18 protein-coding genes and 1 riboswitch are annotated in these 21,967 nt (G+C 48.3%); of the genes, 13 read left to right on the top strand and 5 right to left on the bottom strand.

Annotated elements, in window-relative coordinates; translation table 11 throughout:
- The first annotated feature begins 47 nt into the window (after window positions 1-47).
- From xylA to SCIP_RS04365, 10 genes are all read left to right on the top strand, one after another.
- Window positions 48-1,397, top strand: coding sequence for a xylose isomerase (gene xylA, locus SCIP_RS04405; protein ID WP_006293327.1), 1,350 nt, complete (start codon window positions 48-50; stop codon window positions 1,395-1,397).
- A gap of 213 nt (window positions 1,398-1,610) precedes the next feature.
- Window positions 1,611-1,850, top strand: coding sequence for a hypothetical protein (locus SCIP_RS08315; protein ID WP_231288027.1), 240 nt, complete (start codon window positions 1,611-1,613; stop codon window positions 1,848-1,850).
- A complete protein-coding gene (locus SCIP_RS08310; protein WP_231287990.1) occupies window positions 1,787-2,074 on the top strand; it encodes an RDD family protein in 288 nt (95 codons plus the stop codon). The genes SCIP_RS08315 and SCIP_RS08310 overlap by 64 nt, the downstream gene beginning before the upstream one ends.
- A gap of 21 nt (window positions 2,075-2,095) precedes the next feature.
- Window positions 2,096-2,614: a DUF2087 domain-containing protein gene (locus SCIP_RS04395; protein ID WP_006293326.1), complete on the top strand. Its 519-nt coding sequence runs from the start codon at window positions 2,096-2,098 to the stop codon at window positions 2,612-2,614.
- 54 nt (window positions 2,615-2,668) lie between these two features.
- Window positions 2,669-3,382: a LytR/AlgR family response regulator transcription factor gene (locus tag SCIP_RS04390; RefSeq protein ID WP_040590661.1), complete on the top strand. Its 714-nt coding sequence runs from the start codon at window positions 2,669-2,671 to the stop codon at window positions 3,380-3,382.
- Entirely contained in the window at window positions 3,372-4,754 is a 1,383-nt protein-coding gene (locus tag SCIP_RS04385) for an ATP-binding protein (RefSeq protein WP_040590658.1), read from the top strand. Before SCIP_RS04390 ends, SCIP_RS04385 begins: the two co-directional genes overlap by 11 nt.
- A 211-nt stretch (window positions 4,755-4,965) precedes the next feature.
- Entirely contained in the window at window positions 4,966-6,072 is a 1,107-nt protein-coding gene (locus SCIP_RS04380; protein ID WP_006293323.1) for a substrate-binding domain-containing protein, read from the top strand.
- Window positions 6,073-6,097: 25 nt separating this feature from the next.
- Entirely contained in the window at window positions 6,098-7,687 is a 1,590-nt protein-coding gene (locus tag SCIP_RS04375) for a sugar ABC transporter ATP-binding protein (RefSeq protein ID WP_006293322.1), read from the top strand.
- 87 nt (window positions 7,688-7,774) lie between these two features.
- On the top strand, window positions 7,775-9,031 hold the full coding sequence (gene mmsB, locus SCIP_RS04370) for a multiple monosaccharide ABC transporter permease (protein WP_006293321.1): 1,257 nt from the start codon (window positions 7,775-7,777) through the stop codon (window positions 9,029-9,031).
- 63 nt (window positions 9,032-9,094) lie between these two features.
- Window positions 9,095-9,340, top strand: a complete 246-nt coding sequence (locus tag SCIP_RS04365) for a hypothetical protein (RefSeq protein ID WP_006293320.1) — start codon at window positions 9,095-9,097, stop codon at window positions 9,338-9,340.
- Window positions 9,341-9,441: 101 nt separating this feature from the next.
- Here the strand turns inward: SCIP_RS04365 and SCIP_RS04360 are convergent, their stop codons facing one another.
- Both SCIP_RS04360 and SCIP_RS04355 read right to left on the bottom strand, forming a co-directional pair.
- Window positions 9,442-10,191 (bottom strand): class I SAM-dependent methyltransferase, encoded by a 750-nt coding sequence (locus SCIP_RS04360; protein WP_040590656.1) that lies wholly within the window; start codon window positions 10,189-10,191, stop codon window positions 9,442-9,444.
- Between the two features lie 225 nt (window positions 10,192-10,416).
- A complete protein-coding gene (locus SCIP_RS04355) occupies window positions 10,417-11,958 on the bottom strand; it encodes a xylulokinase (protein WP_040591170.1) in 1,542 nt (513 codons plus the stop codon).
- Between the two features lie 395 nt (window positions 11,959-12,353).
- Between SCIP_RS04355 and SCIP_RS04350 the strand changes: the two genes are divergently transcribed.
- Window positions 12,354-13,721 carry an ROK family transcriptional regulator gene (locus SCIP_RS04350; RefSeq protein WP_006293317.1) on the top strand — a complete coding sequence of 456 codons (1,368 nt, stop codon included), beginning with the start codon at window positions 12,354-12,356 and terminating at the stop codon, window positions 13,719-13,721.
- A gap of 226 nt (window positions 13,722-13,947) precedes the next feature.
- Here the strand turns inward: SCIP_RS04350 and SCIP_RS04345 are convergent, their stop codons facing one another.
- On the bottom strand, window positions 13,948-14,793 hold the full coding sequence (locus SCIP_RS04345; protein WP_115672837.1) for a thiamine diphosphokinase: 846 nt from the start codon (window positions 14,791-14,793) through the stop codon (window positions 13,948-13,950).
- 539 nt (window positions 14,794-15,332) lie between these two features.
- Here SCIP_RS04345 and SCIP_RS04335 point away from each other — a divergent pair.
- The gene (locus tag SCIP_RS04335) at window positions 15,333-16,181 is read left to right on the top strand and encodes a Cof-type HAD-IIB family hydrolase (protein WP_006293314.1); all 849 of its coding nucleotides are present in this window, start codon (window positions 15,333-15,335) and stop codon (window positions 16,179-16,181) included.
- Between the two features lie 387 nt (window positions 16,182-16,568).
- On the opposite strand, the gene SCIP_RS04330 is transcribed toward SCIP_RS04335, so the two are convergent.
- Window positions 16,569-17,450, bottom strand: a complete 882-nt coding sequence (locus tag SCIP_RS04330; RefSeq protein ID WP_006293313.1) for a DUF5067 domain-containing protein — start codon at window positions 17,448-17,450, stop codon at window positions 16,569-16,571.
- A 524-nt stretch (window positions 17,451-17,974) separates the two neighbouring features.
- On the opposite strand from SCIP_RS04330, the gene SCIP_RS04325 reads away from it, so the two are divergent.
- Window positions 17,975-20,533, top strand: coding sequence for a glycoside hydrolase family 3 protein (locus SCIP_RS04325; RefSeq protein ID WP_006293312.1), 2,559 nt, complete (start codon window positions 17,975-17,977; stop codon window positions 20,531-20,533).
- A gap of 41 nt (window positions 20,534-20,574) precedes the next feature.
- On the opposite strand, the gene dapF is transcribed toward SCIP_RS04325, so the two are convergent.
- Entirely contained in the window at window positions 20,575-21,603 is a 1,029-nt protein-coding gene (dapF, locus tag SCIP_RS04320; protein WP_006293311.1) for a diaminopimelate epimerase, read from the bottom strand.
- Between the two features lie 107 nt (window positions 21,604-21,710).
- Window positions 21,711-21,885, top strand: a riboswitch (Lysine riboswitch).
- The last annotated feature ends 82 nt before the right edge of the window (window positions 21,886-21,967 follow it).

The raw sequence follows: 21,967 nt of genomic DNA, 5'->3' as shown, positions 1-21,967 counted from the left end.
CACTGCAGACAAAAATTAACCAAATTCCCTGAGCAAAGGAGCCTTTCATGGATTTGTGGAATGTAGATAAAATCGAGTATGTCGGCCGTTCGCAAGGACCTTCTGAGTCTTTAGGTTTTCATTATTATGACCCGGAGAAGGTAGTGGCCGGCAAAAAAATGAAGGATTGGCTGCGCTTTGCCGTTGCCTGGTGGCATACCTTCAATCAGGAACTGGTCGATCCTTTTGGAACCGGAACTGCCCAGCGGCCCTATTACAAGTACACTGACCCTATGGATCAGGCCTTGGCCAAGGTTGACTATGCTTTTGAGCTCTTCACCAAACTGGGAGTCAACTATTTCTGCTTCCATGACCGCGATCTGGCTCCCGAAGGAGATACCCTCCGTCAGACCAACGCCAACCTGGACAAAGTGGTAGATAAGATTGAAGAGAACATGAAGTCCACAGGTGTTAAGCTCCTGTGGAACACATCATCACTGTTTACCAATCCACGTTTTGTGGATGGAGCTTCCACTTCACCGTTTGCTGATATTTTCGCTTACTCAGCGGCCCAGCTCAAGCACAGCCTGGAAATCGGCAAGAGGCTGGGAGCTGAAAACTACGTTTTCTGGGGCGGCCGTGAAGGTTATGAGAATCTGTGGAATACTCAGATGAAGAGGGAACAGGAACATATGGCCGCCTTCTTTCACATGTGCCACGACTATGCTCAGGAGATTGGCTTTGATGCCCAGTTCCTTATTGAACCCAAGGCCAAGGAACCTACCATGCATCAGTATGATTTTGATGCTTCCACTACTATTGCCTTCCTCAAGACTTATGATCTGGACGATGTGTTCAAGCTGAATCTGGAGGGCAACCATGCCAACCTGGCTATGCACACCTACCAACATGAAATTAGGGTAGCCCGCGAGAATGGCTTCCTGGGATCTCTGGATGCCAACCAGGGCGACAAACTCATTGGCTGGGACATGGATGAATTCCCCACTGATCTGTATGAAACTGTTGCTGTTATGTGGGAAGTCCTGGCTGCTGGTTCTATTGGACCTCATGGTGGTCTGAACTTTGATGCCAAGCCCCGCCGCTCATCCTTCTCTCCTGAGGATCTTTTCCGGACTCATGTTGCTGGTATGGATGCTTATGCTGCCGGCCTTCTGGTTGCTGACCGGATGCACGAAGACAAGTTCATTGAGAATCTTCAGGCTGACCGTTACAGCTCCTTCGACTCCGGTATTGGCAAGAGAGTGGAGGATGGGGCTGCAAGCCTTGCCAGCCTGGAAGAGTATGCTCTGGACAAGCCCCAGGCAGATCTGATTGCTGCAACCAGGTCCGACCACCTGGAGTCTGTCAAGGCTACCATCAACAACTACATTGTTGATACTCTGGCTTCAGTCAAGTAAAAACTACATCGTAACTCTCCTTTCCTTCCCTCAGGCTGCCTGCTGATTAGTAACTAGTCAGCAGGCAGTTTTTTGCTTTCAGAACATGGCTGCTGGCTTATACAGGCTTACTTACTTATACAGGCTTACTCAGTAGTAGACTAAGGGTGTTATCAGATTACAGTGAGACAGATTGCAGTCTTACCGATTTATCTGTACAGTAAGGGGCTGCATATGTGCACGGATGATAATAGTCGAGAGACTGTAAACAGTAAGCGCAGCGAGTATAGTCCCTGGTGGAAGCGGGTCGCTGGTTATCTGCTGCGGATCGTTCTGCCTACTATCCTCATGTCTCAGCTTATAGGGACACTTTTCTTCGGCCGTTCCTGGGTGGATGAGAAGTTTCCGGGTTGGACAGGAGAAAGGATACAGAATCTCATAGTTTTCTGTGCCTTTCTTCTGTTTGTTTTATAGCAGCTCTGTCTGCCAGGGAAGGCCAGAGTTGGGCTCATAAGCTCGTGAGCATACGGGTATGCAAGCTGGACGGGACCCCTTTGACGGCTGGGCAAATGGCTGCCAGGGATCTGCTTCATCTGCTTGACTGCATTTTTTGTCTTGGTTTTCTGTGGCCCCTTTGGGACAGACAGAAACAAACTTTTGCCGATAAGATCATGGGGACGTCTGTCTATAATATGTAGACGATATTTTAAGGAGCACATGTGACTTTTACTACTGATATGCAGGAAGCAGTCAGACAGTGCCAGATTGTGCTGACATGCTTGCGAACTCCCAAACTGAGGGCTCGTTTTATGGAATTGCTGGCGGCACAGGATTCAGAAAGACAAGTCAATCCTGTCAGTGACAGCAGTCTGGATAAGCCTTTTGCTCAGGTCAACTGGCTGAATACCGCCTATGATGATGGGGCTCAGGAAAGTCTTGGCAGACAGATCGATCGATTGAATGATGTGCTGGGGCCGAACACTATTCTTTACGCTGATCTGATTGATGACCTTCCCGTGAATTGGGAAGAAAGAAAGCAGCTGATAGGGACTATCTGCCAGCGGGTTTTCGCTTCTCCTCCAGCACAGAGGAAGTGGCTGACAGAAGCCGAGTATAATGCCCGGCTTGGCATGCTGGTGACAGATCCGGTAACAGTGCGCCGCTATTCGATTGACATGGGCCTTGTCTTCCGGGACAGCCAGGGAAGCCGCTACTGGCTGAACCAGGTCAGCGGCTGACCAGGTCAACTGAGTACGGTATAAAGAAAAGAGGAAAACTGTAAGGAGTTTTTGATGTTGACGGTTGCCATTGTTGAAGATGACAAGGGAGCTAGCAACCGTCTGAAAGCCTGCCTGAAAGAGTATGAGAAGGGGCATGGTATTCAGTTTTCCCTGGAAACTTTTCCCGATCCCAGGGCTTTTCTGGACCCCTATGAAGCCCGGTATGACATTGTTTTTATGGATATAGAAATGCCGGGAATGAATGGACTGGAAGCAGCCCGTCACCTGCGTCAGCTTGATCAGTCTGTTGCCTTAATTTTTGTGACCAACCTAGCCCAGTATGCCTCTCAGGGTTATGAGGTCAATGCTTTGGATTACATCGTTAAACCTTTTACCTATGCTGATTTTGAACGAAAGATGAATCGGGCAGTAAAAACCCGTCAGGACAGTTCCCACAGCATTGTCATCAGCCAGCGCGGATACGCCCAGAGAGTGCTGGTGCGCAACATTGTGTACATCGATGTTCACCGGCATGATCTGCGCTACCATCTGGAGAACCGGACGATTAATTCTCTGGGATCCATGCAGGAGGCAGAGGAATCCCTTTCTTCTTTGGGCTTTCTGCGCTGCGGTCGTCAATTTTTAGTGAATTCACGCCATATAGATTCTATTGAGGGCAGCCAGCTGATTCTATCCACTGGGCAGAAGCTTCCTGTAGGCAGGGCTTATAGGAAGTCTTTCCTGACTGATTTTGCCAGGATTCTGGGGAGCGGTTATGCTGGTTGATCCTTTCGTTTCCTTTATTTCTTTCCTCAATTCCACCGGTTTTGTTTTTGAACTCATGTTGTCTGTAGCCCTCTTCGTCTGGAAAGTAAAACGGCGGCGGAACTTTGCCCTTAAACTTGCCTTTTGCCTGTTGACAATGATCGTCATAGCCCTGGTCTGGTCTGCTTGTGTACCCAGCAATGCACTGACCGCCATGATCCGCTGCATCACCTTCTACCTAGCTTTTTACATCACTTTGCGACTCTGTCTGCGGTTGGACTTCCGCAAATCCCTCCTCTTTCTTGTAGCTGGAGTAACGGCTCAGCATTTTATCTACTGCGGGGCTCAAATCCTGACCTATCTGACTTCTTCTGCCCTTCGTCCGGCCATTCCTGTGCAAGTTGCCGAGACTTATTTTTACCCCCTGATGCTCATTCCCATGTTCTTTCTGGTCTATGGTATGTTTGCCAAACGGATTCAGGCTCAGGCTTTTGACGATATCAGCATCAGCGTTCGCATTCTTCTGCTGATTGTGGGGGTTTTCCTCTGTGTCACTGTTTTTGCCAGTTTATATAATGGGTATCCTTCAGGAACCGGTCAGCCCTCTCTTGTCTTTATCGCCTTTGTTCTTACCCGCATGATTACCTGCGGATTTCTGCTGGAATTGCTGGCAGAAATGGGGGATCGGTTTGCTGCCATCCATGAAAGCGCTGTTCTCCAGCAGTTGCTGAATCAGCAGAAGAACAGACTGGCTGCCGATAAAGAAACCATTGACCTGATTAATATTAAAACTCATGATTTAAAGAAGCAGCTCCAGCTGCTCAATGGGAAAATTTCTCAGGATGAAATCCAGGATTTGAATAAGTTAGTGACCATTTATGATTCCACCATCCGTACCGGCAATGACGCCCTGGATGTTCTTCTGACCAATAAATCCTTAATTTGCGGGCAAAGAGGGATCAGGCTGGAGAGAATGATTGACGGGTCCAGACTCAATTTCATGAAACCTCAGGATATTTATTCCCTTTTTGGCAATGCCCTGGATAACGCGATTGAAGCAGTCAGTAAGATTGCCGATAAATCTCTCCGGTACATCCATATGACCGTTAAGGCCAGCAAAGGTATGGTTATTTTTCATATCGATAATCCTTATCAGGGGGAATTGGCATACCGGGACGGGGATGACCGGGTTGTTTTAGTGGATCGGGTCAACACCAATCCTCATGATGGCTTTGGCAGGCGAACCCTGCGCACCAGCAAAGGGGATGAGCGCTACCACGGTTTTGGGGTCCAGTCCATTAAGCTGGTTGCCCACCAGTATCAAGGAGTAGTCACCATCAACGCTGCTGATGGGATTTTCTCCCTGGATGTTCTGCTTCCCGGAGGGGAATAGAAGGAACTCAGGCAGTATCTTCAGTAACTCAGGCAGCATCTTCCCGTATTTGTGTCTCTTTTTTCTTTGCTTGTGATAGGCAGAACCATCTTTCTTCCTCCCGACATTTTACTCTTGTGAGAGTTTGTTAAATCATTAAACTAATGCTATGATGGCAGAGTGACAAATAGATGTCACCCAATAGGAACCTATCAATGCGGAAGGGATTCTTATGAAAAAATTTATGAAAGGCATTACAGCCTTAGCAGCCTTATCCATGGTAGTGGCTTTCGGAGCCTGCGGAAGCTCCCGCTCCAGGGGAGCATCATCTGGTGGTGATGCCTCCCAGATTACTGTGGGAATTTCCATGCCCGAGCAGCAGCTGGAAAGGTGGAAGCTGGATGGAACGAACCTGAAAAAGCAGCTGGAGGGGTATGGCTATAAGGTCATTCTCCAGTACGCTGACGGAAAAACAGATCAGCAGTCATCGCAGATTCAGAATATGGCCAACCAGGGAGCCAAGTATTTGGTTATAGCCTCTATCGATTCCAATGCCACCGGAACTGCTGCAGAACAAGCCCAGCAGAATGGGGCTACGATTATTGCCTATGATCGCCTGATCATGAATACCAAGGCGGTAGATTATTATACTACTTTCTCTCTGACTGAAGTAGGCAAGCTGCAGGGTGAATACATTGTCAACAAACTGGGTCTGAAAGAAGGCAAGAAAGGCCCCTTCAATGTTGAGCTCATGTCCGGATCTCCCACCGACAACAATGCAAAATATTATTATCAGGGAGCCTGGTCTGTACTGGGGAAGTATTTTAAGGCAGGGATTTTAAAGTCCAAGTCAGGCAAGGTTCCTCAGTCTGTGGACAAATGGCAGTCCATTGGCATTGACAACTGGGATAGGCAGAAGGGCCAGGCAGAAATGGAGAACAGAATCAACTCCTACTACAATGATGGCACCCACCTGGATGCTGTTTTGGCTCCTAATGATGCTATTGCCTTGGGGACTGTCAATGCTGTAGAATCTGCCGGCTGGAAGTATTATCCCATTATCACCGGTCAGGATGCCGAAAAGGCTAATGTGCGCTCAATCCATGAGGGTAAACAGTCTATGACGGTCTACAAAGATACTCGTATTCTGGCTAAAACGACGGCCCAGCTTATCAAGGATCTGGTAGAGAAAAAGAAGCCCAGGACCAATTCAACTTTTGACAACAATACCAAGAAAGTGCCGTCAGAACTTCTGACACCTGTCTCGGTGGATAAAAACAATCTGAAGAAAGAATTAGTCGATTCCGGTTACATTTCTGCCAAAGATGCTGGACTGTGAGGGAGTGCCGGAAAGCGGGACAATTATGGCTATTAACACACATACTGCGAAAGATGATGACATTATTCTCACCATGCGGCATATCACTAAGCGTTTTGGGCCGGTCACAGCCCTGAACGATGTGAATATTACCGTTCGGCGGGGGGAGATTTTTTCGGTCTGCGGTGAAAACGGGGCTGGAAAATCTACCTTGATGAATGTCTTATCGGGTGTATATCCCTATGGAACCTATGAGGGAGATATTATTTATAACGGTCAGGAATGCCGCTTTAAGAGCATTCGTGATTCGGAAAAAGAGGGAATTGTTATTATTCACCAGGAGCTTGCCCTGGTCCCCTATATGACAATTGCCGATAACATCTTTCTGGGAAATCCCATAACCACAGGCATAGCCGTCAATGATAACCAGCAGAGGCGTATTGCTTCTGATGTGATGAAGACAGTTGGTTTGCACGAAGACCCTAATACCCTTATCTCCAATATAGGGGTAGGCAAACAGCAGCTGGTTGAGATTGCCAAAGCCCTGACCAAGGATGTGCGCCTGCTTATTCTGGACGAACCTACAGCCGCTCTGAATGATGAGGATTCCGCCAACCTTTTGAAGCTGATTGACGATCTGAGAAAAAATCGGGGGATTACCGCCATCATCATTTCCCACAAACTCAATGAAATCGCCTCTTCTGCTGACTCTGTTCAGGTGATTCGCGATGGTTCGACAATCTCTCATATGACCATTGACGCTGACCATCCCCTGGATCAGAACGCTCTGATCAGGGATATGGTGGGCCGGCCTCTGACCAATCGATACCCAGAGCATAACCCTCATATTGGCAAGGAAGTCTTGCGGGTGGAAGACTGGCAGGTTTACCATCCTCTCGATACGGGCCGGCGGGTAGTCAAAGGCGTAAGCTTCAATGTTCGGTCAGGCGAAATCGTTGGTTTGGCTGGCCTGATTGGGGCTGGGCGGACGGAAATGGCCATGAGCATTTTTGGACATCAATACGGGGTCAATGCTTCTGGAAAGATTTACCTGAACGGCAAGGAGACCGAATTACCAACCGTTACCTCTGCCATTAAGAAGGGAATTGCCTATGCCACCGAAGATCGCAAGCGCTATGGGCTGAACCTCCTGTCCACCATTCGGGAGAACACCTCCTTGGCCAGCCTGGGGCATTTAAGCAGGCATGGGGTTATCGACCGCAGCCGTGAGGCCCTGCTCGCTGAAAAATACCGAAAGGAATTGAGGACCAAGGCTCCAACGATTGAAATGCCTGCTGGCAATCTTTCCGGAGGTAATCAGCAGAAGGTGGTTCTGGCTAAGTGGATGGCAGCAGATCCCCAGGTGCTTATTCTGGATGAGCCCACCAGGGGAATTGATGTCGGTGCCAAATATGATATCTACGAAATTATTGATTCCCTGGCCGATGAGGGCAACGCTGTGATGGTGATTTCCTCAGAGCTTCCAGAGCTCCTGGGAATTTGCGACAGAATTTACACCATGAGTCAGGGAGTTCTTACTGCCTGCCTGCCGGCCCGTCAGACGAATCAGGAGGAATTGATGCGGTATATGACCTCATCCCTTCCCATGAACAAAGAAGATGCCTTTGCCAGCTGACGGCTGGTTCATAGCTGGCTCATAGCGAAAGAAGGGTGGGACCTTCTTTTACGAGGCAATATCAAATTTGAATGAAAGGATTTACTAATGTCTTCAGCACAGAAAGTGAGCTCTGCTCAGCCGCATGATGGCAGGAAGGATGGCTCCGAGGGCGACACTGTGAAAACTGCAGCGCTTAAAGATATTCTCCTGGGGAATATGAGATCCTATGGCATCTATCTGGCCCTGGTCGTGGTGATTCTCATATTCCAAATTCTTACCGGCAATAGGCTGCTCAACCCTAATAATGTGGTAGCCCTTTTCCAGCAGAATGCTTATGTTCTCATTACAGCTATTGGTATGCTCATGGTCATTATTGGTACTCACATTGATCTGTCAGTAGGATCTGTAGTCGCCTTTATTGGCGGTGTTGGTGCTTTTGCCATGAAGAACTGGGATATGAATTGGTTCCTGGCCATCATGCTTATGATTGCTCTGGGACTGATTATTGGGGCCTGGCATGGCTTCTGGGTAGCCTATGTGGGAGTTCCCGCCTTTGTTACTACCCTGGGTGGAATGCTGATTTTCCGCGGCCTGGCTACGGTGGTAGCAGGAGAGTCAATCCCCTTGTCTTCTCAGCCTTTCAGGGCCATCGCCAAGGATTATCTGCCCAATATTTTCGGTTTCTGGGGGGACCTGGACGGGCTCACCCTGGTAGTCGGGGCCGTTTTTATTCTTCTTTTGATCTGGGTTCAGATAAGGAAGAGGAATAAAACAATCAAGGCAAAGCTGACTGTTGAACCAATCTCCTGGACGATCATCAAGTGCCTGCTGGGCTCGGCTGTCATAGGGTTCCTTACCTATCTGCTGGCCAGCTCAGGCAATGATACCCAGGGGGGTATTCCTATTGTCCTGGTTATTATTGGTCTTTTGATTGGGGTCTACTGGTTTGTTCTCAACCGGATGGTTTTTGGCCGCCAGATTTATGCCGTGGGAGGCAACCGGAACGCTGCTTTGCTGTCTGGAATTAATACCAGGCTGGTTGATTTTAAGATCTTCCTCAACATGGGATTCCTCACTGCCATTGCTTCCATTGTGACTCTTTCCCGATTGGCATCGGCAACCGCTGCTACCGGCCAGGAATTTGAGATGGATGCCATTGCCGCCTGCTTTATTGGTGGAGCTGCCGTGGCAGGCGGTGTAGGTACTATTCCCGGCGCTATTGTTGGTGCCCTGATTATGGGGGTTCTTAATCAGGGTCTGTCAATTATGGGTGCTGATGCAGCAATTGTCAAGACTATTAAAGGCCTGGTTGTTATTGCTGCCGTGGCTTATGATCTGATCAGCAAAAAGCAGAAAGCCTGAGAACGTAGCTCAGCACATCTGAGAGCAGACAGGCTCCTTCCTGTCAGAAAGGCTGGTTAAAAAATGGCATCGGAGGTACCACAGGCATCAGGCAAAACAGACACCAAGTTCAGGCTTCGCCTCTATACTCTGACTTCTCTGGCCTGCTTGGGCTGGATGGTTCAGGATTGTATTCAGTCAGTTCAGGAACATAATTTTCTGCAGCTGGCTAACCTCTTTCTGCTTGCCTGCATTCTGGTCATGGTTCTGTATACGGGGATTAGCGCCCTCAAGCTGTGGAAGGCCAGCAGAAAGGAAGAGGCATCGTAGACTGACCTGTTTTTACATCACTTTCTCACTGCTTCTGCTCAGACAATATCGGCTCCTTCCCGGTCTCACCAACCAGGAGGGAGCCGACGTCTTCCTGCATTTTAGTCTTTTACTGCCCGGGTTCCTATAAAAGAAGGGATATGCAGTTCATGGAGCCGCCCCTCGCCATTGGTATCTTCATAAAGATCTGTTAAACGGAAACCTGCTTTCAGCTGGCCTCCTATCTGTTCTTCCAGGGTGTGGGAAAACTGAATACCGCCGTCATCTTCCTGCAGCTGCTTCAGCTGGTCGGGGTTGGCAAGAGGGTCAAAGGGGAGTGAATTGATAATTCTTTCTTCTGCCTGATCGCACAGGTAGTTAATGCCTGTATCCAATCCGGACAGCAGGGCTCCTCCCTTTTTTAAGATGCGGAAGCATTCCGCAAAGATAGGGATAACCTCTTTGACATAACAGTTGGATACCGGGTGAATAATCAGATCAAAACTTTCATCTGCAAAAGGCAAAGGCTGAGTCATGTCTGCCCGCAGGGCAGCAATAGCATACCCTTCACGGTCAGCTACATACTGATCAGATTCGATTTGCTTTTTTGAATAGTCAAGGACTGTGCACTCGGCCCCTAAAGCAGCCAGGATGGGCATTTGCTGGCCACCCCCTGCAGCCAGGCCCAAAACTTTTTCCCCGGCGACATCGCCAATCCATTCGTGAGGAACTTTTTTGTTGGGGGTGAGCACGATATCCCAGTTCCCCTTGGCGGCTTCCTCAAACTGATGGTGAGAAATAGGCTGTCCCCATTCCCATCCTTCGCTGATCCACCTGTCAATAGTCTCCTGGTTGGTATCCTGATACGGCATTGTTGTCCTCACATAAATTTCTGATGATGTTTTTGACACACCAGCTTACTTTATATTCACAAGCTTACTATTCACAAGCTTACTTTTAATTCGTTACTTTTCTCATCCATAATAAAATAAAGCGAGCATCACAATAGGGAGCATCATAATAAAATGCACAGAAAATGAATGTGCAGAAAATGGATCAGAGATAGAGATTCAGTAAGAGGGCGGCAGGAAGAAAAACTATCCCCGGTAAGCTACATACTGGTGATACACTTGAGGCTGATTCTGGCCAGTCAGAGTCTTTTCAATCGTCACCGGCCAATGTGGTTCCTGGTGCTGAGGAACCTGTCCTGGATTAGCAGCCTCTTCAGCATCTGCAGCATTCCTGCCTTCTTCCAGAAGCCAGGCTGCCTGTCGTGCAGCTCCAATCGCCACATATTCATCAGGCTGGGGGAGCTGGACATTCATCCCTAAAACACAGGGGGCCAAATCTCGCACTGCTTGGGACCTTGCTCCTCCACCAATTAAGAGAATCCGATTGATGCGAGCTCCCAAGCCCCGGACCATTTCCAGGCAATCCCTCTGCGAGCACAGGAGTCCCTCTACGAATGCCCGGGCAAGGTTCTCTTTCTTCGTGTTTGCCAAGGTCATCCCCCTCAGGCTTGCCTTTGCATCCGGTCTGTTAGGGGTGCGCTCGCCATCAAAATAGGGGATAAGGGTTATTCCACCGGCACCGGGCTCGGCCTTTTCTGCTAGTTGGGCTAGACCGTCATAATCCACCCCCAGTGCGCGGCGGCCAGCGTCCAGAATGCGGGAACCGTTGATTGTGCAAGCCAGAGGCAGCCAATGACCAGTGCAGTCAGCAAAACCTGTGACAGCTCCGGTCATATCATAAGCAGGGGCGGGGGAGACAGCAGCTGCTACTCCTGAGGTTCCCAGGGAGACGGATACGTCCCCGACGCTCATGCCTAACCCCAAGGAAGCCATGGCGTTGTCGCCGCCGCCGGGTCCAATCAGGCAGTCTCCTTCAATATCTGAACCGGCAATGGCTGGATCTGCAACAGCCCCTACCTGAGTTGGTCCTAGTACCCGGGGAAGGAGGATATCATGACGTCCCAAGGCAAGGTCAATCAAGTCAGTGCGGTACTGATTACTGGCCGAATTAAAGTAGGCAGTTCCTGAAGCATCTGACCTATCTGTAAAGAGGGCATCTAAATTTGCTCTGCCTGACTTCACCGGACCGTTGCCTCCTATCCTCCAGCTGAGCCAGTCATGGGGCAGGCAAACAGCAGCTATCCGGGATGCATTGTCCGGTTCGTTCTGAGCTACCCAGGCCAACTTGGTGATAGTCAGAGAAGCTACTAGAGACGAGCCCACAGCTTTCACCCAGCGCTTAATTCCTCGAACATGCTGAGCATCATTGGGATCGATGAACTCCGCTTCATGTTCTGCAAGCAAACCCTGACCCTGTTCGGGCAGGCCCAGACGGTCAATCAGCGCCTGTGCCTGGGGAGCGGAAGAAGTATCATTCCAGAGCATGGCATCGCGGATTACTTGCCCTTGCTCGTCAAGCAGAACCATCCCATGTTGTTGACCACCAACCGACAGTGCAGAAATATCTGCAAGACCTCCTGCCTGCTGAGCCGCCTCCTGGAAAGCCTGCCACCAGGCCTCGGGATTGACTCTTGTTCCATCCGGATGCTTTGCCTGACCAAATCGGACCATCTGACCGGTAGCCGCATCGGTTACCCTGACCTTGCAGGATTGTGTTGACGTGTCTATCCCGGCAACTAGAACGCGTTTCCTCGCGGTGCCTGCCTTCTTAGCATTTTCTGTCTTCCGCGCGTTTTTTGCGTTTATTGCGTCCGCTCTGTCCACTATGTCCTCCTTGATACTGGTGTTCCTGGCTGAGTCTGCCTCTAAGACTGAACTTATGTTTGTGTCCTGCCTGCAGTTGAGCTTGACCCCTAACTGCACCTGATTTAAGCCCTGACTGCGCCTGAGTTTGAACTTGTATCTAGCATAAATTTTTTCCAGTTTTTCTCGCCTGTTTCAGCGAAATCTGTTCAGTTTCGCCTGCTGTTTGTCAGGAACAACTTTGTTTAACGACTGAACTAACAAACTCATAGTATCATAAGGAAAGAATAAATAACAGTTCTATACAATCGAGGGATTCTATGAAGGCAGGCACAGCAGGTCAGCCGGCAAGCAGAGGTATCAATCGCCGGCACAGGGAGGGGAAATCATTGCCCAGCATCAACCAGGAGGGTTTGCGTAATCATAATCTTTCTGTCGTTTTGCAAGCCCTGCTCAGCTCGGAAAATCCATTGAGTAGGGCAGACCTGGCTGATATTACAGGGTTGACCAAAGCCACTATCTCCATGCAGACAGCTATCCTGCAAAAAAACCGACTTCTGGAAGATTTGCAAACTCCTGTAAGGAGAGTTTCTTCGGACAAAATTTCTTCGGGAAAGATTTCTTCCGGTGAAGCTTCTTCGGGAAAGATATCCCGGGGAAAGATATCCCCGGTCAAAAAAATGGGCAGGCCATCAGTCCCTCTGGGGTTTGCCCCGGCTTCTTGGGCCGGCTTGGGGGCTCAAATCAATACTGACGGTTATGGCTTTCTTCTCCTGGACTTTACCGGTCAGGTTCTAGCCCAAGAATGGGAAAGCCACCCTATGGTCAATATAGATCCTCAGACAGCGTGTAGGAAGGTGGAAACACTTATTCAGCCAACCCTGTCCCGCTTCAAACGACGCCACTGCCGGATTGTCCCCGGAGGCCTGGCCCTTCCTGGTCTGGTTGCAGATGGTCATCATCTTCTTATGGCTCGAAATCTGGGGTGGGAACAGGTCGATTTGAATAATTATCCACTGGTCTCCCAGTTGAGGTTGTATGGAGCAAATGAAGCTAATCTGGCAGCAATAGCTCAGGTTCCAGGCTATGCAACCCACATGGAGGCAGAAACTTATCAGAATCCTAATTCATTTATTTATATTTCAACTGATATAGGCATAGGCGGTGCATATGTTCGGCAAGGCCAGATTTCTCGCGGGAATCATGGGTTTGCAGGTGAGTTGGGGCATGTGTCTGTTAATTTCAAGGGACCGGTGTGCCTCTGCGGGCGTAGGGGCTGCGTGGAAATGTATGCAGGACGCCGGGCTTTGGTGGAAGCAGCTGGTATTGCTCAGGGCCAGGCAGCGGTTCAGCCTCAGGCTTTGGATGAGCTGCTGGATCGGTGGCATCAGGGCGATCCTCAGGCTCGCAAAGCTATGCGACTTGCTATCCGAGCTCTCAATTCGGTTATTGCCTCGGCCATGAATGTTGTGGATGTGGATACGGCTATGGTAGGCGGGTTCTGGTCTAGAATTGATGATTCCGTTATGGAGGAAATGACTGTTGATGTAGCTGATCAGGTTTTGGGATCTTCGGGAATGTCTGTCACTGTTATGAAGCCCCCGGTCAATGACCATCCTGCCTTGAGAGGGGCGGCAGAACTGGGATTAAGGCGGGTTATTGATAACCCCCTCCAGTATCTGGACTAGTTGTTACTGTTAAACCAGTCAATACTAGACATGCTGATGCTGAGCTGTAATACTCGACTAACTAATGGCAAGACTTCTGCTCATCATCGACTCATCTGAGGGTGTTGAAGCCTGTAAGGTTGCGTTAGTCTTGCCTATGTAGTTGTAAAGCCTTACCGTGTCAGTTTTTCCCTGTCTTCTCTTTGTTCTTTGTCTTCTTTCAGTCTTCCCCTGCCTTCCCCCGTTGCTAATCCTTGTCAGTCGCAGCCAAATGCTGGGAAACCGTCCTGCTCAGATCTCCCAAAGATGGCAAGGGCTTGACCCTGGTAACAATGGTAGGGTAAGGGGCTTCACTGGGATAGGTGATAATCAGGGTGCCAGACCCTACATGAATACTGGATGCTGTATTATTTCTAAACTCATTGCGGGACCCAAAATCACTATGATTAGTTACCGTTTCGTGGCTGAGCTCATAAGCGAGTCCTTTAATAGTTACGTCAGTACAGGTGTCGGACTGGGCAAAAATTGAAATCATCCTTCGGGGAGCTACATATCCCTCAGGAAAAGTCATGGTGGCGTTGCAGATCGCAGTCACGATCGTATGATCTCCATGCAGGAATCCAATCCCTCCTGCCTGTGCTAGCCGGGCCAGGAGCATTATGCTTGACAAGGTATGGTCGATCTGTTTACCTAAGGCCCCATAAATATCAAATTGGCGAATTCCCTGACTCCACCCATATTTCGCTGCTGCCATCAGGTCAGTATCGTCCTTCTGTGCGGGCAGGGGTATAACCGTTGTCTGATCGGACAGCTCCTTCCTGGAGGCTAGATCCATTTGGGAATCGTTGTCTCCAATGAAAACATCAGGAGTCAGGCCCAGAGAGGAAGCATAGTCAAGCCCGCCGTCTGCTGCAATAATCAGGGATGATTTGTCAGTATAAGGGAATTCATCGTAATACTGGCCGGCCGCGAAGATTGTGCACCAGGCTGGATGGGGAAAACGGCCTGATTGCTTGGCCGTCTGTCTGTCCGGGATACTGCCCCGCGAATTGAGCATGTACTCAACGGACTCTGTTTTACTCCGGTTGGTCATAGTACCAGTATAGGGGAGCGGTCCTATCCGACTGCATAATTGCATAATCTGCGGAATATCGCATAGATTTTAACTGGGCATATTGCAGTTTGTGCATAAAGAGCACAAAGGGACATCCAGCGTAAGATTTTATCCATAAATTCTGTCGTGTAGCCTTTCGTGCTGCACTTCGTGTTGTTTTTTGCGCTGCCTTTTTGTGCTACCCTTTTCCTGTTTTGTTGAGAAAATGGTTCTATAACACTACATTTTGAAATATTTTTAAGTAAAACCAAATTTATGTTAAGCATTTTATGAGAATTCATTTTGTTGTCTACTATTAAACACTCAAGTTCAATGAAATTAATGAAGGCTACCAAACTACCCTTCACCCAACTGCATAGATAAATATCAAGAATGGCTATTTTCTGCGGTTTTACTTTTTTGAATGTGCAGTTGGGTGAAGGGTAGTTTGGTAAACCCACCAGGAGGGGTCACTCCAAGACTATATAAGAGAAAAATTTGCCGCTCTGTGGATAGATGTGTCAGTTTAAAATAAAAATATGGAAAAAGACACGACCGTAAAAAACCAGAATACAGGAGAACCGGTTCAAACCCGCATAAATTCGCTCTTTTTTGATATTGATGGGACTTTGACGAGTTTTCAAACTAACGATGTTCCCCAGTCAACTAGGAATGCAATTGCTTACTGCCGCAGCAAAGGTATTAAGGTTGCCATTGCCACCGGGAGATCGCCACATGAGTTTGATGGAGTTCGCGACACTCTACACATAGATTTTGATGCAGTGGTATGTATGACCGGTCAGGTTGTGTATGACCAGCAGACGATTTACCATCAGGAACCGCTGAGCCGGCAGAGTGTAGATGCCTTGCTAGCTTATCTGACAGTGAATCCAGATATTAGTGTAAATTTTTCTGAACGCGAATATGGGTATCTGAATCAGATGAGCAGCGCCGTCCGCCACCTTTACGACCATCTGGGCAAGACGGCACCACATGTTGTTTATGATGATCCATTCTCCCGTTTAAAAAATCATGACCTTTATCAGTTCAGCATGTTCGTGACCCCTGAGATTGAAAAAGAGGTAGTTCAAGCTGTGCCTGGCGTTCGTTCGTTGCGTTGGCATCCTGATTTTGCTGATTTCATTCCGGCTGATGGGGGCAAAGACAAAGGGATTGCAGCTCTTCTGGATGCCTGGGGCTTGGATCGCAGGGGATGCCTGGTGTTTGGTGACGGGGAAAACGACATTGATATGCTTGACTTTGCAGGAATAAGCGTGGCTATGGGCAATGCCAGTGATCTTGTTAAGGCCCATGCTGATTATGTGACGTCCAGCGTTGACCAGGATGGGGTCATGAATGCCTTGAGGCACTTGGGATTAGTGGAGTAAGAGTTTCATGGTTCATGGGCCAGTTGGTCAGTCCGGGCAGTGAATTTTTAGGTCCTGCGATTTGTACTTATTCGTATACAGCGGGTCACGAAGGTATGAGCAGTCTTTCGCGGAAAGGATATAGAGAAAATAATTATTCAGCGCTGAATGTGCCGCTGAATGTGCCGCAGAGAAAACTGCGCCCTGGACTGATAAGAATGGAATTCATTATGAGGAAATCCAGGATTTTCCCTTAAAGAATGATGATTTTTTCGCAGAAATTTAGCGGTTGAATGGTCGGCTGCGCACTAGCAATAGTATACATATTTTTACAGCCGACCATTATTCCCTATATTGATTCTAAGGTATTCCTATAAAATTCTCAGAAGATAGTCTCTCCTCGAGTAATTATTTTGTCAATTCGTAAGTCTTTGTTACTTTCTGAGGATTTTTACTGAAATCTACCGTACCCGTTACTTCAATAGTAACGGGAGATGTTTCATCTTCAAGGACATAACCAATTGTAACAGTAAGAACCCCTCCTGGTTGAATAGTCTTCATAAAAGAACCTGGATCATAGCCTTGGGGCTGATCAAAATAAATTGCTGTATCCAGCTGCCTCTTATTTTGAAAAGCTTCAATATTAATATCTAACGGGTTTGAATTCTTTTTCATGTTATTGATGACTTTATAGGTCAGAAGAACGGTCGGTTTTCCGTCAGAATCAGGAATTGATTTTACCAAAGAAACAAGTTCTACTGTGTACCTGTCACCATCGACGTTTCCTTTACCCTCGGATGTCTTGTCTTCAGTATTCTTGGATGAATCAGATTTTTGGCTTGGTGAAGGGTCTTTGCTTTTTGCAGTGCTGGTTTGTGACGACGAGGCAGTGTTTGAAAACGCTGTATCTATAGCTTTTGAGGTTGCTTGCTGCATAACCAATGTAATGATGATGGAAAGAACGCATAAAATAACACCGGCTACCGCAAGACCTTTTCCTGCTTCATTTTTTGTTTTTCCGGTAGCAACTAATCCGGCTATTGATAAGGCCAGCCCGACCAGAGCAAGAAGAAAAGCAAAATTATTAATAAACGGGATAAAGGAAAGAATGATCGAGATAATTCCCAAAACTAGTGAGCTAACAGCGAGAGCACTTGTTGGTTTCCTTTGAGGAATTTGCTGAGGAAATGGCGGCTGATTCTGTTGATAAGGCTGGAAATTGGGATTTATCTGATTATCAGCGGGGGGGGGGCATTCCTTGATTTGACATTTTGATCCTTTCTTAATCACTAAATCTAATTAGTCAAAGAGAACGTTGTTGTTCTTGTGACAGTCAGAGATTATCATATTCTCTTTACGAACGTGCCCAAATTTTTTAAATGACATGGCAGGAATGAATCAGCGATTCCACAGATGCTGCTGACAGCATAAATAATCCGCAGGGAAAGATGCTTCCTGCATAAACTGCCTGTATAAACTTACTGTATAAACTGCCTGCACAAACCCTTTGGTCCTCAGTGTAAAACACCAATATTCTTCCAGGAGTATACTGAATATCAGGACAGCACAGCGCCTATACGGAGAAGTTCTCCTGGGCTAAGATTGGCTATCAGCTTCGTCCTCCTACCAAGGGATTCCGTGACTTTTACGTGCCCTCATTGGCCGTTTTATGCTGAATCCTCTTTATCAAGTTATCAAGAATGGTAAGAAGAAATTCAATAAATTTAAATTAGAATAGTGTGAAAATGTTAGAATAGTGTGAAGACGTAATAAAAAAATGTAAAAATGCACAGTAAAACAAAAAGGAGTTTGCTATGACTATTCGTATCAACGATCCGGATAAACAAGCTTTCGAACAGGAGCATGAAGATCTGGTCCGCCGTCTGGCACCAGAATGCATGGTTCTTCTGAGAAATGATGGTACACTTCCCTTAACAAACCTGCAGTCAGTAGCCCTCTACGGCAATGGTGCCCGACAGACGATTAAGGGTGGCACTGGTTCTGGTGATGTTAATGTTCGACATTTTGTAACCGTAGAAGAGGGCTTGGAGAAAGCCGGGGTTACTGTCACCACTAAAGATTGGCTCGATGCCTACGATCAGGTCATTAGTGCTGCAAAAAAGGACTTTTATCAAAAGCTGCGCCAAGAGGCTAAAGCAGCTGGTCAAAATCCGATTCTGGCGACAATGGGCAAGATGGTGGTGGAGCCCAACTATCAAATTCCTCTCCACAAGGGAACCGATGCAGACACAGCTGTGTACGTTCTGGCCCGCAACTCCGGGGAAGGGTCGGACCGTCGTCCAGTCCCGGGAGACATTAAACTGACCGAAACAGAACTGAGGGATATTGTCGAACTGAATAAGACTTATCAGCATTTTGCTTTGGTTCTCAATGTGGGCGGATTGATTGATTTAACAGGTTTGGAAGAGATCAAAACCGTTCTCCTCCTCGGCCAGCTGGGATCAGCTACCGGAGATGCCTGCGCCGATGTCTTGACTGGAAAGGCCTATCCTTCAGGAAAACTGACTATGACCTGGGCTCCGATTGAAGACTATCCTTCAACAGAAGGTTTTGGCGACCCCAATAACACTAATTATCGGGAAGGCATTTTCGTCGGTTACCGGTATTTTGACAGTACCAATACCACTCCTATTTATCCTTTCGGATTTGGTTTAGGATACACTACTTTCAAGGTCAGCCCCGGAACTGTAGAAGTCGATGGGGAAACGATAACTGTTAATGCTACCGTTACCAATACGGGTTCTGCCGCCGGCAAGGATGTAGTCGAAGTCTACTATTCTGCCCCGCAGCCAGACCGTTCTTTACCGAAGCCTTACCAGGCTTTGGCTGGCTTTGTCAAGACTCAGGAATTGCAGGGAGGCCAATCTCAGGTAGTCAGCCTTACCTTTAATTTGTCTTCTCTTGCCTCTTATGACCAGAAGTCTAGTGCCTATCTGTTGGAAGCTGGAGACTATGCCCTACGGGTAGGAGACAGCTCCCGATCCACGCATATTGCTGGAATTGTTCGCTTGAGTGACGATGTCGTTACTCAGCAACTTCATGCGGTCGGTGGAGAGAGTGGATTTACGGATTTTGTTCCCTCTGGCCCGGCCTATAGCTACCCGGAGGAAGCACATGAAATTGCGACAGCCACCGTAGTGGAAATTGATGCTGGCAGTATTCCTACGACCGCAGTTTCTTATTCTGATCAACCCGCAGAAATCACCAGAACAGAGCCTTTCTCCTGGAAGGACGTTGCTTCCGGTCAGCGAAGTCTGGATGAGTTTGTAGGGACTTTGTCTGATGAAGATCTGACCTACCTGTGTGTGGGAGCATACAAGGATTCTGATGATTTGATGGAGGTCATAGGCGACGCGTCCACCACTCTGGCCGGTGCTGCTGGTGAGACCACTCATCAAATTGAAGGTCAGGATCTTCCTGTTTTGACCATGGCTGATGGTCCTGCCGGCCTGCGTCTTTCTCAAAGGTATACCCTAGATGGTGGTAAACCTCAGCCTTTGGAGACTTCTATGGGTGCAGACATGCTCTCCATGTATTCGGATGAGGAGCTGGCTGCTATGAAGTCTCGAGCCACTGATTCGGCCCGAGCTCGGACGGTTTACTATCAGTATTGCACTGCTATCCCGATTGGTACTGAGTTAGCCCAGTCATGGGATGATGATCTGGTTCAGCAGTGCGGCGATCTGGTTGGTGATGAGATGGAGCTCTTCGGGGCGAATCTCTGGCTTGCTCCGGCTATGAATATTCAGCGATCTCCCCTGTGTGGCAGAGATTTTGAATATTATTCCGAAGATCCGCTCCTCGCCGGTAGGATCGCAGCAGCCATCACCCGGGGTGTTAGCCGGCATCAGGGATGTGCCACCACGATCAAGCATTTTGCCGCCAATAATCAGGAGACAAACCGCTACTTCCAGAATAACAACATTTCTGAGAGAGCTTTGCGGGAAATCTATCTGAAGGGATTCGAGATTTGCGTGAAGACGTCACATCCCCGAACAGTGATGACCTCCTACAATCTCATTAACGGTGAACACGCCTGCAACAGGTATGACTTGGTGACCGAAATTCTGCGTGATGAGTGGGGTTTTGATGGTCTTGTAATGACTGATTGGCTGGTAACTGGAGGAATGGGACCCTCGGGTGACCAATGGCCGGCGGCTTCTGCTGCTGGGTGTGTGAAGGCTGGTAATGATCTGACAATGCCTGGTATTCCTTCAGATAAGAAAGATATCATGGATGCTCTGAGCAATCCTGAGCATCAGTACAGTCTGACCAGGGCAACGTTGCAGCAGTCTGCCAGGAGGGTTTTGGCTATGATCCTGGAATTGACAGGGGCTGAGAACCAAGACTGAGAGCCAGGACTGTGAATCAAGACTGAGAACCAGCCCAGCCGTCAGTGGTAGGGGAGTTTTGCCACAAAATCTTGGTACGCTGTATTCTCTGCGGTTTCTTTGATTTTTGCTTTCTTTTTTTCGAGGTCAGACCCCTGGGCTGGAGGATGGTAGAGGCAGGATTCGTCGAGTTCAATCAGATGGGTCACTGTGGCATTGCCAATGAGGTTAATCGTATAGGTTCCTTCCTCCTCCTGGTAATGAACACGAGTTTTTACCATACCTCCCGGATTGTATACAGTGATTTCCTGGTTCGCCTCTCCCATCTGAGGGTGGGTAAGGACCAGACAAAGACTAGCTGCAGACATCCCGGTTCCGCAGGCGTTCGTCAGTCCGACTCCCCGCTCGAAAGTACGGACATAGAGGGTATTGCGGCCAAGTATGTGGGCAAAATTAACGTTCACACCATTGGGGAAATACGGGTTGGGAGAATTGAGCCGGTTCCCCAGAGATGAAAGAAGATCAGACTGGACCTGATCTTGAGTCATAAAAGAAACCACATGAGGGTTAGGAACAGACAGGGCAGTAAAACGCAGGTCTGGTAAAAGCTCAGGGACGCTGCAATTAATCAGGCGATTTCGACCCAAATTAGTGAAGGGGAGGCTGCGGCTGTCAAAGGATACGGGTGAGATTTCCACGGAATAGGCTGGCAGGCCAGGAGCAAAATTTCCTACTGATCGTACCTGCAGGTTAGCGTTGAGAGTAGATACATGGAAAGAGCCATCTATCGTATCTCTTTTACCTTCTTGCCCAAATCCATAATGATCATGTAAATAGCGTGCTACAGTACGCAGACCATTCCCACACATGGATGCCTGACTTCCATCAGCATTAATGACGTGTATGGAAGGAGTGGGACTGGCGGTCACCGCTAAAATTCCATCGGCTCCCCCTGTAAGTCCGGTCTTCCTGGGGCAGAGGGCAAGGGCGAGTCTGCTCAACTCATTCTCATTTAAGGCAGAAGGCAGCAGATCTTGGTCCAGAAGAAAAAAACTGTTGCCACTGCCTTGAACTTTCTCTAAGGTAATCATGTAATTCTGCCTCCCAAAAATCTCTGCGCTGCCTGTTAAGTATGCAATAATCACTAAAAAATAACATGCACCCTTTGACAAAGTATACGGTAATGTGTATAGTACTTAGTAATCGAAGAGGTGCGACTGACATCAGTAGCCATCATGAGCCGGCCAGGCTATGACTGATGGTAAAAGGGGAAGCCGCCGAAGCCCCGGGCAGGTACAAGCCCGGGAGCTGGTCTGCTGCTGAATAAGTTTCAGACTGTCGCGAAATCAGATTCGCGGAGCGCTGTCGAAACTCCATAATTCAAAACGTTGCTTCGTGCACGTTGTGTAAGTTCCGGACTGCGCAGACGCAGTCCGTTTTTTGTTCTCTTGTCAC

The sequence above is a fragment of the Scardovia inopinata JCM 12537 genome (assembly GCF_001042695.1).
Classification (GTDB): domain Bacteria; phylum Actinomycetota; class Actinomycetes; order Actinomycetales; family Bifidobacteriaceae; genus Scardovia; species Scardovia inopinata.
The sequence above is the reverse complement of the archived record's forward strand: the minus strand, read 5'-3'. Positions and strand labels throughout refer to the sequence as shown.

Bases quoted from the DNA above. Each gene is read 5' to 3' on its own strand.
- SCIP_RS04390 (WP_040590661.1), top strand. From the start codon at position 2,669: ATGTTGACGGTTGCCATTGTTGAAGATGACAAGGGAGCTAGCAACCGT.
- SCIP_RS04325 (WP_006293312.1), top strand. From the start codon at position 17,975: ATGACTATTCGTATCAACGATCCGGATAAACAAGCTTTCGAACAGGAG.
- SCIP_RS04365 (WP_006293320.1), top strand. From the start codon at position 9,095: ATGGCATCGGAGGTACCACAGGCATCAGGCAAAACAGACACCAAGTTC.
- SCIP_RS04335 (WP_006293314.1), top strand. From the start codon at position 15,333: ATGGAAAAAGACACGACCGTAAAAAACCAGAATACAGGAGAACCGGTT.
- SCIP_RS04345 (WP_115672837.1), bottom strand. From the start codon at position 14,793: ATGACCAACCGGAGTAAAACAGAGTCCGTTGAGTACATGCTCAATTCG.
- SCIP_RS04380 (WP_006293323.1), top strand. From the start codon at position 4,966: ATGAAAAAATTTATGAAAGGCATTACAGCCTTAGCAGCCTTATCCATG.
- SCIP_RS08315 (WP_231288027.1), top strand. From the start codon at position 1,611: ATGTGCACGGATGATAATAGTCGAGAGACTGTAAACAGTAAGCGCAGC.
- mmsB (WP_006293321.1), top strand. From the start codon at position 7,775: ATGTCTTCAGCACAGAAAGTGAGCTCTGCTCAGCCGCATGATGGCAGG.
- SCIP_RS04350 (WP_006293317.1), top strand. From the start codon at position 12,354: ATGAAGGCAGGCACAGCAGGTCAGCCGGCAAGCAGAGGTATCAATCGC.
- dapF (WP_006293311.1), bottom strand. From the start codon at position 21,603: ATGATTACCTTAGAGAAAGTTCAAGGCAGTGGCAACAGTTTTTTTCTT.
- SCIP_RS04375 (WP_006293322.1), top strand. From the start codon at position 6,098: ATGGCTATTAACACACATACTGCGAAAGATGATGACATTATTCTCACC.
- SCIP_RS04360 (WP_040590656.1), bottom strand. From the start codon at position 10,191: ATGCCGTATCAGGATACCAACCAGGAGACTATTGACAGGTGGATCAGC.
- SCIP_RS04385 (WP_040590658.1), top strand. From the start codon at position 3,372: ATGCTGGTTGATCCTTTCGTTTCCTTTATTTCTTTCCTCAATTCCACC.
- xylA (WP_006293327.1), top strand. From the start codon at position 48: ATGGATTTGTGGAATGTAGATAAAATCGAGTATGTCGGCCGTTCGCAA.